We start from the raw sequence: 14,726 nt of genomic DNA, 5'->3' as shown, positions 1-14,726 counted from the left end.
GGGCACATAACGTGCCTACTCCTTGCTCCGGACTATGCCGGGGTTAAACACTCGAGAGGAGAAAGTTACATGCGTACCTACGAAAACATCATGATTGTCCATCCGGACAAGGTCGCGGACGAGTACAATGCCGTTGTCGAAAAGTTCAAAGGCGTACTTACCGACCTCAATGCCAACCTCCTTAAGGTCGACGAATGGGGCGTGCGCAAACTCGCATATCCTGTAAAGAAACAGGGCCGCGGTAGCTATGTGCTGACCGTATTCGAAGCCGATCCGACCATCATCGATGAGTACGAGCGTCGTCTGCGTCTTGATGAGGCCGTTATCAAGTTTCAGACGGTGTTGCTGGAAAAAGGCTTTGTCGAAGAGGCCGCTGCCGCCGCTGAAGAAGGCGCAAACGCCGAAGAAGAGGAATAACCCGGATCCTGATGATGGCAACATCGTCCGCTTATAAGGAGGAATACAATCATGGCTGAAAGAACTACTTCCGGCACCCCGGCAAAACGCTCCGTCCGTCGCCGTTTTTCCCGGCGCAAGGGTTGCCGGTTTTGTGCTGACAATACTCTGAAGATCGATTACAAAGAAATCCGCAACCTGCGCTATTTTATCACCGAGCGCGGCAAAATCGTGCCTCGCCGGATTTCCGGGAACTGCGCCGAGCATCAGCGTAAAATTCGCGAAGCCATCAAGCGCGCACGCAATATCGCTCTGCTGCCCTTTACGGCCGGTCATTCCCTCGACTAGATCCGAGGACCCTTGCCTTGAGTATTGCACAAAAGGCTTTACCTGCTGCATTGGCCGTGACCGCAACGCTTGGCATCCAGATGTTGGTGTTGGCGGCCATATCACAGGGGCAAAGCGGTTTGCTGGTTTTGTTCGGTAGTGTGCTGGCATTCGTCATACCATGGCCTGCGGCATTGTTGCTGCTTCGCCAAGGCGTAGTCAGTGCGGTCGTCGCCGTATCCGCCTGTGCATTATTGCTGGGCGCTATCGGCGGCGCGGCGCTCGGCGGCGCCTACCTGATGCAGTTTGGGGTAGGCTCCGTTGTGGTGCCGCTACTGCTGAAAAAATCCTGGCACTGGGATGCCGCCGTCCTGGCCGGAACCGGTTTTTCCGTGGCTGGCGGATTAAGCATTCTCAGTGTGTACGCATTTCGGCTCGGACAGTCCCCCCTCGCTTTTGCGGACGGTTGGGCCCGAACCGAGGTTGATCGAGCGCTTACCGCGCTCAAGCAGGCCGGTTTGCCTGCCGATGTCGCTCAGCAGACGGAGAAAGTGCTGGGGGAGGTTGGCAGCAAGCTTGTGGCACTGTATCCTGCCATTACCGTTCTGACGGTTGCCGGTATGCTTCTGGTGCTGGTGCTGTTTCTCAACCGGCGGGCAGGGGATATATTGCCTGTGCAGGTTCCCTTCGGTAGCTGGAAAGTGGCGGAGAATCTTATATGGGTTCTCATAGCCAGCGGAGCTGGTGTGTTGCTTTTTGAAGGGGCAGGGCACCGATTCGCATTGAACGTGCTGGTGATTGTGGCCGCTATTTATTTTTTGCAGGGACTGGCCATAACAAGTTACTTTCTTACCGTTAAAGGGGTGCCCCCGGCATTCCGGATACTTGGCTATTTTTTGGTTGTTGCGAGTCTCCCGTTACGGGTGCTTGCAACCGGGGTTGGAATTTTCGATCTCTGGATCGATTTTCGAAAGCCCAGAAACCGCAAGGATTAGATCCTTTTTGGAGGAACTCAATGGATATCATCTTGATGGAAAACGTGGATGGCCTGGGCCAGATCGGTGATCTGGTTAAAGTAAAGCCTGGTTACGCGCGTAACTTTCTTATCCCCCAAAAGTTCGCTGTTGAAGCGAATACCCGCAATATTAAAGAACTCGAGCATCAAAAGCGTCAGCTTGAGCACAAAGCTCAGAAGGTATTGCAGGCTTCCGAGGTTGTTAAAGCGCAGATCGAAAAGGTGACTTGCGAATTTGCTCTGCGTGCAGGCGATGACGGCAAGTTGTTCGGTTCTGTAACCAGCATGGAGATTCAGGCCAAACTGGCAGAATCCGGTGTTGAGGTTGATCGTAAAAAGATCCAACTCGATGAGCCGATCAAAGCTCTTGGTGAATACGAAGTCGCTGTCAAGCTGCCGGCCGGCATCCTCGCTACGGTGAAGGTTGCGGTAACCGCGCTTGATTAATACATACATGTCGGTACCGGAGTTTGCTCCGGTGCCGACTGTTTTTCCCCCCACTGTCAGTTGTAACTATGAACGATATTCCGGTGACTAAACTCCCTCCCCAGTCCCTGGAAGGCGAAATGTCCGTACTGGGGGGCATACTGCTTGAAAACGACGCCCTCAACAAGGCCTTGGGAATACTGCGTCCCGATGACTTTTACAGGGAAAGTCATAAAAAGATTTTCTCCGCTCTTATCGACCTCTCCGATACCGGCGAACCCGCCGACCTCGTCACTCTCACGGCTTCACTGCAGAAAAAAGGCGAACTTGATGCTGTGGGCGGTATAAGTTACCTCAGCACACTGGTCGATTACGTCCCTACCGCCGCCAACATCGTCTATTACTGTCGGATGGTGAAGGAAAAAGCGCTCGCCCGGCACCTTATCTCGGTGGCGACGGAAATCGCCACGCGGGGATATGAAGGTGGCGATATTGAAGCGCTGCTCGATTGGTCGGAAAAGTCCATCTTCGAAATCAGCGGGATGAAAAACCGCCCTTCGTATTTTTCTACGCGGGAAATTATGAAGGATACGATTCAGATTATCGAAGATTTATATCATCGTAAGGAGCTCGTAACCGGTGTTTCCACGGGTTACACGGTTCTGGATGAAATGACCGCCGGTCTTCAGCCATCGGATCTGGTTATCGTTGCCGGTCGTCCTTCGATGGGTAAGACTGCGTTTGTCCTGAATCTCGTGGAAAATGCCGCAGTTCGAGCGTCCGAACCTGTGCCCACGGTGGTTTTTTCTCTGGAAATGAGTAAAGAATCCCTGGTGCAGCGTCTGTTGTGCTCTCTCGCCCGGGTCGATGCAGGTCGTCTGAGAACGGGAAACCTGGTCGAATCGGACTGGCCCAAACTTATCGAGGGGGCCAGCAAGCTGTCCGAAGCCCCGGTCTTTATCGATGATACTCCCGCCATTACGGTCATGGAATTACGGGCCAAGGCGCGCCGTCTTAAGGCCGAACACAATCTGGGTATGGTGGTGGTCGATTACCTGCAGCTTATGCAAGGGCACAACTCGGAAAGTCGCCAGCAGGAGATTTCCGAAATTTCCCGGTCTCTCAAAGCTTTGGCAAAGGAGATCAATGTACCGGTTCTGGCTCTTTCCCAGCTGAACCGTTCGCTGGAAAACCGAACCGATAAACGGCCCATAATGGCAGACTTGCGTGAATCGGGTGCGATTGAACAGGATGCCGACGTTATCATGTTCATATACCGCGAGGCCGTCTATTGCGACGATTGTCGCAGTAAGGAGCGGACCTGTGAAAAGGGTCACGATAAAGACGCCGAAATTATTATCGGTAAACAGCGTAATGGTCCCATCGGAACCGTTCACCTGACCTTTCTTGGTCAGTTTACCCGTTTTGAAAATCAGGCGCGCCGAGACGAACCCTATTGACAGGACTTCCCCTCAAACATCAACGGCTCCGGACAGTAAAGTCCGGAGCCGTTTTTGCGTATGGGGGGCGAAGCTGTTTCCTAAAGTTCTTTCAGGTCGATATCCAGGGTCTGGATCTTTTTGCGCAGAGTGTTGCGATTGATGCCCAGGATCTCGGCGGCCCTTACCTGGTTGCCACGGGTTTTTTCCAGGATAATGGAAATCAGCGGCCGTTCCATCTGATGCAGAACCATCTGGTAGAGATTGTTCAGTTCGTTGACGTCCATCGGCGCGAAAGTCGCCAGCAGTTTGTTTGAAATCAGCGCTTCAAGCGATTCATCGGTTTCCTTGCGGGCCGGCTCCGGTACCAATCCGGGAAAATCGTTGGGCGTGAGGAGTTGGTCGGAGGACAGCAGGGCCGCCCGTTTGAGGGTGTTTTCCAGCTCGCGGACGTTGCCCGGCCAGTCGTGACGCCTGAGGTGCGCCATGGCTTCCTTGGTGCATCCCTGCACCCCGACGTTAAGGTCTTCGCGGACCCGATCCAGGAAGTATTCGACCAGCAAGGGGATGTCGTCCCGCCGGTCCCGCAGGGGCGGGATGGCAATCGGCACCACGTTGAGGCGGTAAAAAAGATCTTCTCGGAACTCTCTGGCGGCAACCTGTTCGCGCAGATTCTGGTTGGTGGCCGCAACGATGCGTACATCCACGGGTATCGAGCTGCTGCCGCCGGTACGAGTGATTTCCCGCTCCTGTAAAACACGCAGCAGTTTGGCTTGCAGCTCCAGAGGCATGTCGCCGATTTCATCCAGAAACAGGGTCCCGCCGCTGGCTTGTTCGAACTTGCCTATTTTGCGTTCCGTGGCGCCGGTAAACGCCCCTTTTTCGTGACCGAAAAGTTCACTTTCAAGAAGTTCGCTGGGGATGGCGGCACAGTTAAGGGCCAGGAAGTCCTTGCCGACCCTGGGGCTGTTATAATGAATCGCCCTGGCCACCAACTCCTTGCCGGTACCGCTTTCGCCGGTAATGAGCACGGTGACATCCGTTGGCGCCACCCGGCCGAGGATCTTGTATATTTCCTGCATCGGCTTGCTTTTGCCGATAATCGCCCGATCCAGTGGGTACTGTTCCTTCAGTTCGGTCTTGAGGCGATGCACTTCTTCGGCTGCCGCGGCGGCTTTCTGGGCTTTGACAATGATGGCTTCCAGGGCATCCAGATCGAAAGGCTTGGTCAGGTAATCGTACGCCCCCAGTTTCATGGCTTCCACGGCATTTTTCATGGAAGATTCGGCGGTGATGATGATGACCAGCATTTCTGGACGCTGTTCCTGAAAATAGCGCAGCAGTTCCAGGCCCGACAAGTCGGGCATTTTGATATCCAAAATAGCCAGGTCGTATTGGCGGCGTTTGAAGAAGGTTTTGGCTTCTTCGCCATCGGCGGCCAGATCCACGGTGAAGCCTTGTTTGGTGAGCGCCTTGCGCAGCACCCAGCGGATGCTTTCCTCGTCATCTGCTACCAGAATGCGTTGAATGGACATGCTTTATTTTCCCGAGTTCATGGTTTCCGCTTCGCCGATAGTGGCGAGGCGGTCGAATATGAATTAATAACGGCCCTGCGAACGGGTTAGCCCCGTTTCAATGGCAACGATATGGTGAACGAGGTGCCCTGACCTGCCTGGCTGGATACACGCAGGGAACCTTGGTGTTCGTTGATGATTTTCTGGCAGATAGCCAGTCCCAGTCCGCATCCTTTGGTTTTGGTGGTAAAAAAGGGTGTGAATATGCGGTCAAGTTCATCCGGCGGGATGCCTGGCCCGTTGTCCTGAATCTCGACCGTAACCATCGGCACCGGACGTTCGCCGGGTTTGTTGTACAGGTATTGACCTGCAATACGCGAAGTCACGGTTATCGTGCCTTCACCTTCGATGGCCTCGGCGGCATTTTTCAGGAGATTCAGAAACAATCTGGAGAGCAGGTTTTCATCGCCGCGGATGGGCGGGATACTGGGATCCAGTTGCATATGATAGGTGATCTGCTTGTCCGGATGACCCTGCTTCTGCATCAGAATCTGATCCGCCAGAATGCGTGACAGGTTGACTTCGCCCAGTTGCGTGGGGCGAGGGCGGGTCAAGTCGAGCAATTCCTCGATCAGATCGTTGACCCTGTTCACCTCCCGGGTCATGACGCGGGTGTATTCGCGCAGGGGGTTGTCCGGGGGCAGTTCGAGATTCAGCAATTGTGCCGCGCCTTTGATGCCACCCAAAGGGTTTTTGATCTCGTGGGCCAGTCCGGCTGCCAGGGTGCCCAGCATGGCCAGACGGTCAGCCTGGCGGACGGTCTCTTCAAGTTCGCGGATCTGGGAGTGATCCCGTAGAATCAGTACCGCGCCTTCCTGCACGCCTTCCCGGTTAAATAAAGGCGAGGCGGATAAGCCGACCGGCAGAGGGGCAGCCGAGGAGCGATGCAAGAGAAGGTCTTCATGGCTGGTGATCGATCGCCCGGACTGCAGCGCCGAACGTACCAGACGCAGAAATTCGCTGCTGGAGCCGAACAGATCACCCATGGAGCGTTTCAGGGCCTGCCTTTCGGAATATCCGGTGCAAATCTGAGCCGCAGGATTGAACAGGACAATGCGTTCCGCGTTGTCGATGGCGACCACTGCCTCTTCCATATTTTCCAGTACCCTCATGTAGAGGGAGCGATCTTTCGGTTCTTTGTTTTTCATGAACCCTCAGTCCGTTGTGTGGGCAGCATGTTCAAAAAAGTGCATTACCAGAGTCCGCATTTCCTCGATGGACATCGCACGATTGATGCTTGAGCGGAACTGGGCGGCACCGGGCAAGCCTTTCGCGTACCAGCAAAGATGCTTGCGTAAATCGAAAACAGCTTTGCGTTCGTCGTTGAAACGAAGGAAAAGCTCCATATGGCGCAAGGCGACGTCGCAGCGTTCCTCGGGGGTGACCGGCGCCGGCGTTTGCCCTTGCCGCATAGCCAGAATGTCTCTTGCCAGCCACGGATTACCGTAACATCCCCGGCCGATCATGACCGCGTCGCAGCCCGTTTGTTGCAGCATGCGCTGCGCATACTGCGCTTCGAAAATATCTCCGCTGCCGATAACGGGTATCGTTGACCGGCGTTTGAGTTCGGCGATCAGATCCCAGTTCGCCGAGCCGGAGAAACCCTGGCTGCGGGTGCGCGGATGCAGCGTGATGGCGTCAACCCCTTCCTGTTCCGCGATGTGCGCGATTTCCAGGAAGTTGATATGCGACGCATCCCACCCGGCGCGTATTTTGACCGTCAAGGGCAAATGGGTTGCGCGACGCATGGCCGCGATAATCTGGGCGACTCGGGCAGGAGTCTGCATCAGGGCACTGCCGGCACCGCTGCGGACGACCTTTTTGACCGGACAGCCGATGTTGAGATCGATAAGATCTCCATGCGACTCGACCTGTTTGCACGCCTGGCTGAGGTATTTCGGATTTTCCCCGAACAGCTGGATGCCCAGCGGACGATCCGACGGCGTGGATGCCAGCAGATCCCTGGTTGCGTCACCACCGAGCACCAGGCCGTTGGCGCTGATCATTTCGGTAAACGCCAGTCCTATGCCATACGGTCGCATAAGCAGCCGGCAGGCAAGATCGGTAATGCCGGCCATGGGGGCCAGCAAAATATTATGTTTTATATGTAGGGATTTTATAATCATTTGCACAATTTTTATGCAGTTTAACCATGACTCTGGCAGATTGCAAGTAAAAATCATTGAGGCTCGATTATTACTGTATTTACAAGCTATTGTGCATCATATAAATTTACTGGAGCGATGGCGATGACGGCCATTTTGCTTTAAAATTAAAGCGTGGTGTAAAATCTTTTTATGACAGATGGTGCGATGAACCGACTTTGTTGCGCCATATCGTTGTAATCGATTTTACGGAAGTCCGATGCCGTTCAAGGAGTTGATGATGTCTCAATTAAAAGATACGTTGTTCCGGAAAATCGAGGAGCAGCGCCCGCGTGTTACCCGTTTGCTTAAAGAGTACGGCCAGGTCGAGCTGGACAAGGTTACCATTGCCCAGGCTATCGGCGGTGTGCGGGGGGTGAAATGCCTGGTTACCGATATCTCCTACCTTGATCCGGAAGAGGGGGTGCGGTTTCGTGGTAAAACGATACCTGAGACCTTCGCGGCATTGCCCAAGGTCCCCGGGTCGGAATACCCCTATGTCGAAGGTTTCTGGTATTTTCTGTTGACCGGTGAAGTGCCGACCATGGAACAGACTCTCGAGGTGGTTGCGGATTTTCAGGCGCGCAGGCCGGTTCCTCAGTATGTATTCGATGCCCTGCGCGCGATGCCCAGGGATTTGCACCCCATGGCCATGTTGTCCGCTGCGATTGTGGTTATGCAGGGTGAATCCATTTTTGCCAAACGGTACAACGAAGGCATGGGAAAGGGCGACCTATGGGATCCCATGTATGAGGATTCCTGCAACCTGCTGGCCAAACTGCCGGCTATCGCCGCTTATATCTATCGCTTGAAGTACAAGGGCGATACGCCCATCCCGTCCGACCCCGAACTCGATTTCGGCGGCGACTTTGCGCATATGATGGGTATTGCTCCTCCCTACGATGATGTGGCCCGGATGTATTTCATTTTGCATTCCGATCACGAATCGGGCAATGTTTCGGCACATACCACGCGGTTGGTGGCCTCGGCTCTGGCCGATGCCTATTACAGCCTTTCCGCCGGAGTTAACGGGCTGTCGGGGCCTTTGCACGGTTTGGCCAACCAGGAAGTTTTGCGTTGGATCCAGAGCAAAATGGAGAAACTGGGCGGCAAGCTTCCGACTGAGGAAGAGTTGGAACGCTACCTGTGGGATACGCTGAACAGTGGTCAGGTGATCCCCGGCTACGGCCATGCGGTTTTGCGTCGTACCGATCCGCGGTTCAGCGCGCAGATGGAGTTCTGCGAAAAGTACCTGCCCAATGATGATCTGTATCGGCTGGTCAAGATGCTTTACAAGGTGGCGCCCAAGGTCTTGCAGGAACATGGCAAGGCGCGGAATCCCTGGCCTAATGTCGATGCGCAGTCCGGTGTTATTCAGTGGCACTACGGCATTACGCAGTATGAATATTACACCGTGTTATTCGCCGTAGGCCGGGCATTGGGCGTGTTGGCGAATATTACCTGGGACCGGGCTCTCGGCTACCCGCTGGAGCGCCCCAAGTCCATAACGTTGGATATGATGGAGAAAACCGCGGGTATTCAGTGACATGACTTTTAAACGGCCATCCATCGTGTGGGCAGTTTTGAAAAAAGGAAGATAGCTACAGGATGGACCCCTCCGCGCGTGGTAAGGGGTCCATTTTTATTTATTTGTCGGAATCGATCTTTGTGTTGAGGTAAATTAATTCGGGCGTCAGTTCAGGCCGTCCGTTTCGCCGAACTTTGCGTTTCATGAAAGGTAGTCACAATTCATGGATGGTTTTACCAATGACTTTACTTACATAAGGTGTTTGACCAAGGAAGACCAAAGGAAAATCAAAAAAATACCTTTTCTGAATATCGATTCGATCCTGATACCTTCGCCCTTTATCAAAGATAAAACCCTCGATATAGACTATCTTCACAGCTATGTCTGGGACGAGGAGGGAGAATTTCTCGGGTATATCCTGGTCTATTCCAATCCGGAAAAAACCAAATTTCAGGTTTATAAACAGGTTACTTCTCCATTCGGCAGGGGAAAGGGGATCGGTTCCGCTTTTATAAGAAAACTTGCCGAGGATATCGACGATACATCTTATGTTTATCTTTACGTATGGGAAAAGCTGGTTAGTACCATAGACTTTTTTTACAGTAATGGTTTCAGCCTTGAAGATTCGACGGTCTACAGGAAAATGCGATTTTACCTGATGTCGGCGACGGCCAGATCCATACTCGAAAAGTCTGCCTCTGAAAAGCCTAAAGAGATTTCCGTCATAGAGGAATTGAGCAAAGTCAGGCACGACGCAAAAAAATCCCTCAAAGTTTTATCGGATATGATTTCCATCATGTCGGTGGATAATTTCAATCAGATTATCGAAGATATAAATCGTGAGAACACGGCTTTGCTGAGTACCCTCAGTATGTATGAAGATAAAATCAAGGCTTCTCACGAGGTTAGTATCAAGGAAATTCTTACGACCCGCGTTATGCCGTTTGTGGAAGCCTCAAACGTTCGCTGCGAAATCCGTCTGATACTCGGTGCGGACATTCCACCGGTGATCGGCCGCTATATGGATTACAGCCGGGCCTTGATCAACCTGGCATCGAACTCCATCGATGCGATCGAAGAGGCGGGTCGCAACGGACTGATTCAGATCATGCTGACCCGCAAGGATGGCAAGGTTGTGCTGATCATTCAGGACAACGGTGTGGGTATCAGCCCGGACCGGTTGCAGGTGGACAGTAAAAATTTGCCTTTTTTTGTGGGGCGCACCACCAAACAGGATAAGGCCGGTGAAGGTATCGGAACCCAACAGGTTTTTTCGACGTTTGGCGCCGCAAATATCAAGGTGGAAAGTCGCGAAGGCAAATTTACCCGCTGGACCATCTCCCTGAATATCAGTACCAAGAAAAAAACCGATAAACTGGGGCTTTTGGAGACCCGTTTTATCGAGTTTATGAAGTCGACAGAAACCATCGATGTGGATGAGAACAGCAGCAGGACTGAAGTCGCTTCTTTGATTTGGCAGTTGCGGCAAATGGAGATTTTCAGCTATGACCTGATTCAATCGTTCAGTATTCATAACAACGTCCGTGATATATACGCGCTCGTACTATCCTACAGGTATGGCGATACCAGCTTCAGACAGCTCAAGGATGAACTTGATAAATATCGCATCGACCATGAAATGATTCGGTATTGGTTGCTGGGCATGCTCAACCGCATAAAACAGAATGAGAGTTTTCTTCTTAACTCATTTGATTTTCAGAAATACAAAGGGATTTACTTTAAAAGTTACGGGCAGGCGATTCAAAGGACCATTATCTTTACATTGGACCCCCGCACAGGCGCATTTTTTGCGACGGACAGACGCCTTGCCGAGCATCTTGACTTCGTTCCCTACCTAAAATGCCAGCGGGATCAGTTGATTCGCGGGGAATTCAAGGGCGATGTCAAAAATCTCGATAGCCCCATCTTGCTGGGGGTGTGGTCCGTTGCCAACAAAGAGGACCTTTACGACAAGATCGAGCTTTTGCAGCGGGGAGGGCAGCAACTGCTGGATATGGGGATCAAACCCGATAAAGCCCTGTCTTTTTACCATGTCACCCGAAATGTGAGCAGCTACGATTTCGATACCCTCAAAGTTGTTACGTTGGGAAGGTTGGTGCAGCTTTCAAGACGGCAGTACGATGAGTTGATTGTGGGAACCGATGACGATTTCGACGGCTTGGTTTTCACGGATTAGGCGTAGCGGCTTTGTTGGCTGTACTTATTAAGGGGGCATGCAGCGTCTTGACAGGGATGGCTTGTCCGTTAAAATGTCCCATTTGACGGCGCATGGCCACCATGAACCACGAGCACTGTAGATTGAGGAGAAAGAGGTATGACGCTTCACCCATTGGCAGGTCATCCGGCCCCGAAATCACTTTTGTCCAACATACCCAGGCTTATCAGCGACTATTACACCCGGCATCCCGATCTGAGTGACGAGACAAACCTGGTCGTCTTCGGCACTTCAGGCCATCGCGGTACTTCGACAAAAGGTTCCTTCAACGAGCACCATATTCTGGCCATCCTGCAGGCGATCTGCGATTATCGCAAAGACGCCGGAATCGACGGGCCGCTCTTTTTGGGGATGGATACCCATGCCCTGTCCGAGCCGGCTCACGCCACCGCCCTGCAAGTTTTAGCTGCCAACGGGGTCGAAGTACGTGTCGCCAAGGACCTGGAGTACACTCCCACGCCGGTGATTTCCCATGCCATCCTCACTTACAACCGGGGGAGGAAACGGCATCTTGCCGACGGAATAGTCATCACGCCGTCCCATAATCCTCCGGATAACGGCGGCATCAAGTACAATCCGCCCAACGGGGGACCGGCGGATACCGACGTTACATCGGCGATTGCCGACAAGTCGAACACCTATCTTCGCCAGAGCCTGGCGGGGGTTAAACGGCTTCCCTATGACCAGGCGCTCAACGCACCGTCAACGGTGCCGTACGATTTTATTTCTCCGTATGTCGATGACCTCGACAACGTTATCGATATGGAGGCGATCAAAAATGCCGGTCTGCGTATTGCTGCGGATGCCCTGGGCGGCTCCGGTCTCGGGTTCTGGCGCCCCATCGCCGAAAAATACGGTCTCGATATCGATCTTATCAACGGCCACCCCGATCCCACCTTCAGTTTCATGTGTGTCGACAAGGATGGCAAGATCCGTATGGACTGCTCCTCCGCCAGCGCCATGACAGGTCTGATCGAACTCAAGGATGCATACGACATTGCCTTCGGTAACGATCCCGATTTTGATCGTCACGGCATCGTCACCCCGTCGGCGGGGCTGATGAATCCCAACCATTACCTGGCGGTGGCCATCAACTACCTTTTCAGTCACCGTAGCGCATGGCGCAACAACGCCATCATCGGCAAAACCCTGGTATCCTCCTCAATGATCGATCGCGTAGCAGCCGATCTGGGGCGTCCCCTGGCGGAGGTTCCGGTCGGTTTCAAGTGGTTCGTTGACGGTCTGGCGGATGGTTCCTACGGGTTTGGCGGAGAGGAAAGCGCCGGTGCTTCGTTTTTGCGCAAGGACGGTAGCGTATGGTCGACGGACAAGGACGGTATCATTCTTTGTCTGCTGGCGGCCGAAATCACCGCAGTGACCGGGCGGGATCCGGCTCAGCATTACCAGGATCTGGTGCAGAAATTCGGTGATCCCATCTATGCCCGTATCGACGCCGCCGCAACCTCCATCCAAAAGGCTGTCTTGAGCAAGCTCTCGCCCGAACAGATTACGGCCGACACCCTTGCCGGCGAACCGATTATCGCCAAGCTCACCAACGCTCCCGGCAACGGTGCGGGAATCGGCGGACTCAAGGTGACCACCGCAAACGGCTGGTTTGCCGCACGCCCGTCGGGGACAGAGGATATTTATAAAATATATGCGGAGTCCTTTAAGGATGAAGCGCATTTGAAACAGATTCAGCAGCAGGCGCAGGCGATAGTCAGCGAGGTCTTCAAGGCTGCCGAAGCATAAGTTCTACAGGTGTCGCTCTCGCCTGTCCCTGCAGTCAATCTTCGCTGGGGCAGGGGGGGGCTATTTTCGATCTTTCGAGTAACGACTCTATCGGTTTACGATCAGGCCTGTTTGTCGCGCAGCAGGGCTATTTTGCGTTGGGCCTCTTCGTGGGTCAAGGTCACCGACTGGGGTTCAAGGGAGCGTCTCTCATCAAGAAACAACGAAACTTCGACGACATGGGTGCCGTGGTCGTAAAAAGAAACGATCTCGCCATAGTTGATCAACTCGAAAATTTTTTCCATGACATTCTCCTGCCTGGTGGCGGGAGCATTCCCGCTAATGGTGAAACAGATTATTCAAAATCCACCGGGGAAAAATCAACAAGGAAATATTTAGAAGGTTTTAGTAAAATACAGAGGCTTGGGGGGCACTGCGGTTCCCTCCATGCCTCAAAATCCTGATGGATCATTACGCCCGTTGTTTGAATGACGGCGTTTTTTAGAAACATGTGGACCACATTTTTTTACCGAGATGGGCAAGCTGTTTTTTTAACGACCTTTATTGGGGTGATCGATGGAAGATATCTCCCGAATGATCGCCGGCTTCCGGCGTTTTCACAACGTGTATTTTCATGGTGACAAGGAGCTTTTCGATGAACTCATAGGGGGACAGCGTCCCAAGACCCTGGTCATTGGGTGTTGTGACTCCCGGGTCGATCCGGCAATGATTACGGACAGCGCTCCCGGTGAATTGTTTGTGGTGCGCAATGTCGCCAATCTCGTTCCCCCTTATGAACCGGATATGGCCCACCATGGTATCAGTTCGGCCCTCGAATATGCTGTCTGCGATCTGCAGGTGCAGCATGTGATTGTGCTTGGGCATTCACAGTGTGGCGGTATCGGATATCTGATGAATCATGAAGGCGTAGGTGATAGGGAATTCATCGGTCACTGGGTCGGTATGATGGCGGCTGCCAAAACCGAAGTACTGCAGCGTTTGCCCGGTAAATCCGCCGAGGTGCAGCAGCGCGCCTGCGAGCAGGCTGCAATTCTGCTATCCCTGGATAATCTGCTCACCTTTCCCTGGTTGCGCCGGCGCGCGGAGCAGGGAACATTGTCTCTGCATGGCTGGTATTTTGATCTGGGTTGCGGCGAATTGCTGAGTTACGACCCGCATTCAGGTGTTTTTAAGTCTTTAGTCACAGCAGACGCATCCTGATATGACGCAACGATGGATGGCACTGGAAGCTATTGCCCTTAAATACCGCCAGTTGCTGGAAACAGTCGATGCCTGGTTTGCGCGATGCAAAATTGAGGTAGATGAACACGTCCACTGCGATAAGGGGTGTTCTGCCTGTTGCCGCGGACTGTTCGATATTACCCTGCTCGATGCTTGGTTGCTGCAGTATGGATTTCTGCAGTTGCCCGCTCAGCAACGTCAGGAAGTAACAGCCAGAGCCGAGCAGCGGTTGCGGCAGTTGCAGGCGCAGTGGCCCGGGTTTAGTCATCCCTATCTATTGAACAGCATGCCCGATCATCTATGGACAGACATGCCTGAAGATGATCAGACACCCTGCCCGTTGCTGGACGAAGATGGTTGCTGCATGGTTTACGCGTGGCGACCGTTGATTTGTCGTCAGCACGGCATTCCCAATATCGATACCTCCGGTACCTGTTTTTCCGAATTGTACTGCTCTCTCAATTTCACTTCGGTGAACCCTTTATCCATGCCACAGATACGCTGGGAGTTTCAGCACCTTTTCGAGCAGGAGATGGCGCTGTTCGGCGCTTTTACTTACGCACTGTTCGGTCGTTCGCTTAATGAAGCGGATACCTTTATCCCCACCGCTCTACTCATCGATTTCGCCCGCATCAGGCCACTCCCCGACGCTTAATCCCTGCTGCCTG

Annotated in this window: 14 protein-coding genes; 10 read left to right on the top strand and 4 right to left on the bottom strand. The window is 53.2% G+C overall.

The features are described from left to right. Positions 1 to 69 precede the first annotated feature (69 nt). The 5 genes from rpsF (at position 70) to dnaB (ending at position 3,624) form a co-directional block, all read left to right on the top strand. Positions 70 to 417 carry a 30S ribosomal protein S6 gene (gene rpsF, locus PCAR_RS11015; RefSeq protein WP_011341750.1) on the top strand — a complete coding sequence of 116 codons (348 nt, stop codon included), beginning with the start codon at positions 70 to 72 and terminating at the stop codon, positions 415 to 417. A 51-nt stretch (positions 418 to 468) separates the two neighbouring features. Then, positions 469 to 744 carry a 30S ribosomal protein S18 gene (rpsR, locus tag PCAR_RS11010; protein ID WP_011341749.1) on the top strand — a complete coding sequence of 92 codons (276 nt, stop codon included), beginning with the start codon at positions 469 to 471 and terminating at the stop codon, positions 742 to 744. Between the two features lie 17 nt (positions 745 to 761). Further along, entirely contained in the window at positions 762 to 1,718 is a 957-nt protein-coding gene (locus PCAR_RS11005; RefSeq protein ID WP_011341748.1) for a YybS family protein, read from the top strand. Between the two features lie 20 nt (positions 1,719 to 1,738). Beyond that, positions 1,739 to 2,185, top strand: a complete 447-nt coding sequence (gene rplI / locus PCAR_RS11000; protein ID WP_011341747.1) for a 50S ribosomal protein L9 — start codon at positions 1,739 to 1,741, stop codon at positions 2,183 to 2,185. Between the two features lie 68 nt (positions 2,186 to 2,253). Next, entirely contained in the window at positions 2,254 to 3,624 is a 1,371-nt protein-coding gene (gene dnaB, locus PCAR_RS10995; RefSeq protein ID WP_011341746.1) for a replicative DNA helicase, read from the top strand. Between the two features lie 80 nt (positions 3,625 to 3,704). Here the strand turns inward: dnaB and PCAR_RS10990 are convergent, their stop codons facing one another. The 3 genes from PCAR_RS10990 to dusB form a co-directional block, all read right to left on the bottom strand. Continuing rightward, positions 3,705 to 5,138 carry a sigma-54-dependent transcriptional regulator gene (locus PCAR_RS10990; protein WP_011341745.1) on the bottom strand — a complete coding sequence of 478 codons (1,434 nt, stop codon included), beginning with the start codon at positions 5,136 to 5,138 and terminating at the stop codon, positions 3,705 to 3,707. An 86-nt stretch (positions 5,139 to 5,224) separates the two neighbouring features. Continuing rightward, positions 5,225 to 6,325, bottom strand: a complete 1,101-nt coding sequence (locus PCAR_RS10985) for a two-component system sensor histidine kinase NtrB (protein ID WP_011341744.1) — start codon at positions 6,323 to 6,325, stop codon at positions 5,225 to 5,227. Between the two features lie 6 nt (positions 6,326 to 6,331). Beyond that, a complete protein-coding gene (dusB, locus tag PCAR_RS10980) occupies positions 6,332 to 7,360 on the bottom strand; it encodes a tRNA dihydrouridine synthase DusB (protein ID WP_011341743.1) in 1,029 nt (342 codons plus the stop codon). Between the two features lie 202 nt (positions 7,361 to 7,562). Between dusB and PCAR_RS10975 the strand changes: the two genes are divergently transcribed. The 3 genes from PCAR_RS10975 (at position 7,563) to pgm (ending at position 12,837) form a co-directional block, all read left to right on the top strand. Then, on the top strand, positions 7,563 to 8,867 hold the full coding sequence (locus tag PCAR_RS10975; RefSeq protein WP_011341742.1) for a citrate (Si)-synthase: 1,305 nt from the start codon (positions 7,563 to 7,565) through the stop codon (positions 8,865 to 8,867). A 205-nt stretch (positions 8,868 to 9,072) separates the two neighbouring features. Then, positions 9,073 to 11,046: a GNAT family N-acetyltransferase gene (locus PCAR_RS10970; RefSeq protein WP_011341741.1), complete on the top strand. Its 1,974-nt coding sequence runs from the start codon at positions 9,073 to 9,075 to the stop codon at positions 11,044 to 11,046. Positions 11,047 to 11,184: 138 nt separating this feature from the next. Beyond that, positions 11,185 to 12,837, top strand: a complete 1,653-nt coding sequence (pgm, locus tag PCAR_RS10965; RefSeq protein WP_011341740.1) for a phosphoglucomutase (alpha-D-glucose-1,6-bisphosphate-dependent) — start codon at positions 11,185 to 11,187, stop codon at positions 12,835 to 12,837. A 101-nt stretch (positions 12,838 to 12,938) separates the two neighbouring features. Here the strand turns inward: pgm and PCAR_RS10960 are convergent, their stop codons facing one another. Continuing rightward, positions 12,939 to 13,121, bottom strand: a complete 183-nt coding sequence (locus PCAR_RS10960; protein ID WP_011341739.1) for a hypothetical protein — start codon at positions 13,119 to 13,121, stop codon at positions 12,939 to 12,941. A 271-nt stretch (positions 13,122 to 13,392) separates the two neighbouring features. On the opposite strand from PCAR_RS10960, the gene PCAR_RS10955 reads away from it, so the two are divergent. Then, positions 13,393 to 14,037: a carbonic anhydrase gene (locus PCAR_RS10955; protein WP_011341738.1), complete on the top strand. Its 645-nt coding sequence runs from the start codon at positions 13,393 to 13,395 to the stop codon at positions 14,035 to 14,037. Between the two features lies 1 nt (position 14,038). Next, positions 14,039 to 14,713 carry a YkgJ family cysteine cluster protein gene (locus PCAR_RS10950; RefSeq protein ID WP_245523285.1) on the top strand — a complete coding sequence of 225 codons (675 nt, stop codon included), beginning with the start codon at positions 14,039 to 14,041 and terminating at the stop codon, positions 14,711 to 14,713. Positions 14,714 to 14,726 lie beyond the last annotated feature (13 nt).

Origin of the sequence: Syntrophotalea carbinolica DSM 2380 (assembly GCF_000012885.1) — a bacterium.
Taxonomy (GTDB): Bacteria; Desulfobacterota; Desulfuromonadia; order Desulfuromonadales; family Syntrophotaleaceae; genus Syntrophotalea; species Syntrophotalea carbinolica.
This window is presented reverse-complemented; position numbering and strand designations above follow the sequence as displayed.

Coding starts and splice junctions, on each gene's coding strand:
- rpsF (WP_011341750.1), top strand. CDS start 70: ATGCGTACCTACGAAAACATCATGATTGTCCATCCGGACAAGGTCGCG.
- rpsR (WP_011341749.1), top strand. CDS start 469: ATGGCTGAAAGAACTACTTCCGGCACCCCGGCAAAACGCTCCGTCCGT.
- rplI (WP_011341747.1), top strand. CDS start 1,739: ATGGATATCATCTTGATGGAAAACGTGGATGGCCTGGGCCAGATCGGT.
- dnaB (WP_011341746.1), top strand. CDS start 2,254: ATGAACGATATTCCGGTGACTAAACTCCCTCCCCAGTCCCTGGAAGGC.
- PCAR_RS10990 (WP_011341745.1), bottom strand. CDS start 5,138: ATGTCCATTCAACGCATTCTGGTAGCAGATGACGAGGAAAGCATCCGC.
- PCAR_RS10985 (WP_011341744.1), bottom strand. CDS start 6,325: ATGAAAAACAAAGAACCGAAAGATCGCTCCCTCTACATGAGGGTACTG.
- dusB (WP_011341743.1), bottom strand. CDS start 7,360: ATGATTTTTACTTGCAATCTGCCAGAGTCATGGTTAAACTGCATAAAA.
- PCAR_RS10975 (WP_011341742.1), top strand. CDS start 7,563: ATGTCTCAATTAAAAGATACGTTGTTCCGGAAAATCGAGGAGCAGCGC.
- PCAR_RS10970 (WP_011341741.1), top strand. CDS start 9,073: ATGGATGGTTTTACCAATGACTTTACTTACATAAGGTGTTTGACCAAG.
- pgm (WP_011341740.1), top strand. CDS start 11,185: ATGACGCTTCACCCATTGGCAGGTCATCCGGCCCCGAAATCACTTTTG.
- PCAR_RS10960 (WP_011341739.1), bottom strand. CDS start 13,121: ATGGAAAAAATTTTCGAGTTGATCAACTATGGCGAGATCGTTTCTTTT.
- PCAR_RS10955 (WP_011341738.1), top strand. CDS start 13,393: ATGGAAGATATCTCCCGAATGATCGCCGGCTTCCGGCGTTTTCACAAC.
- PCAR_RS10950 (WP_245523285.1), top strand. CDS start 14,039: ATGACGCAACGATGGATGGCACTGGAAGCTATTGCCCTTAAATACCGC.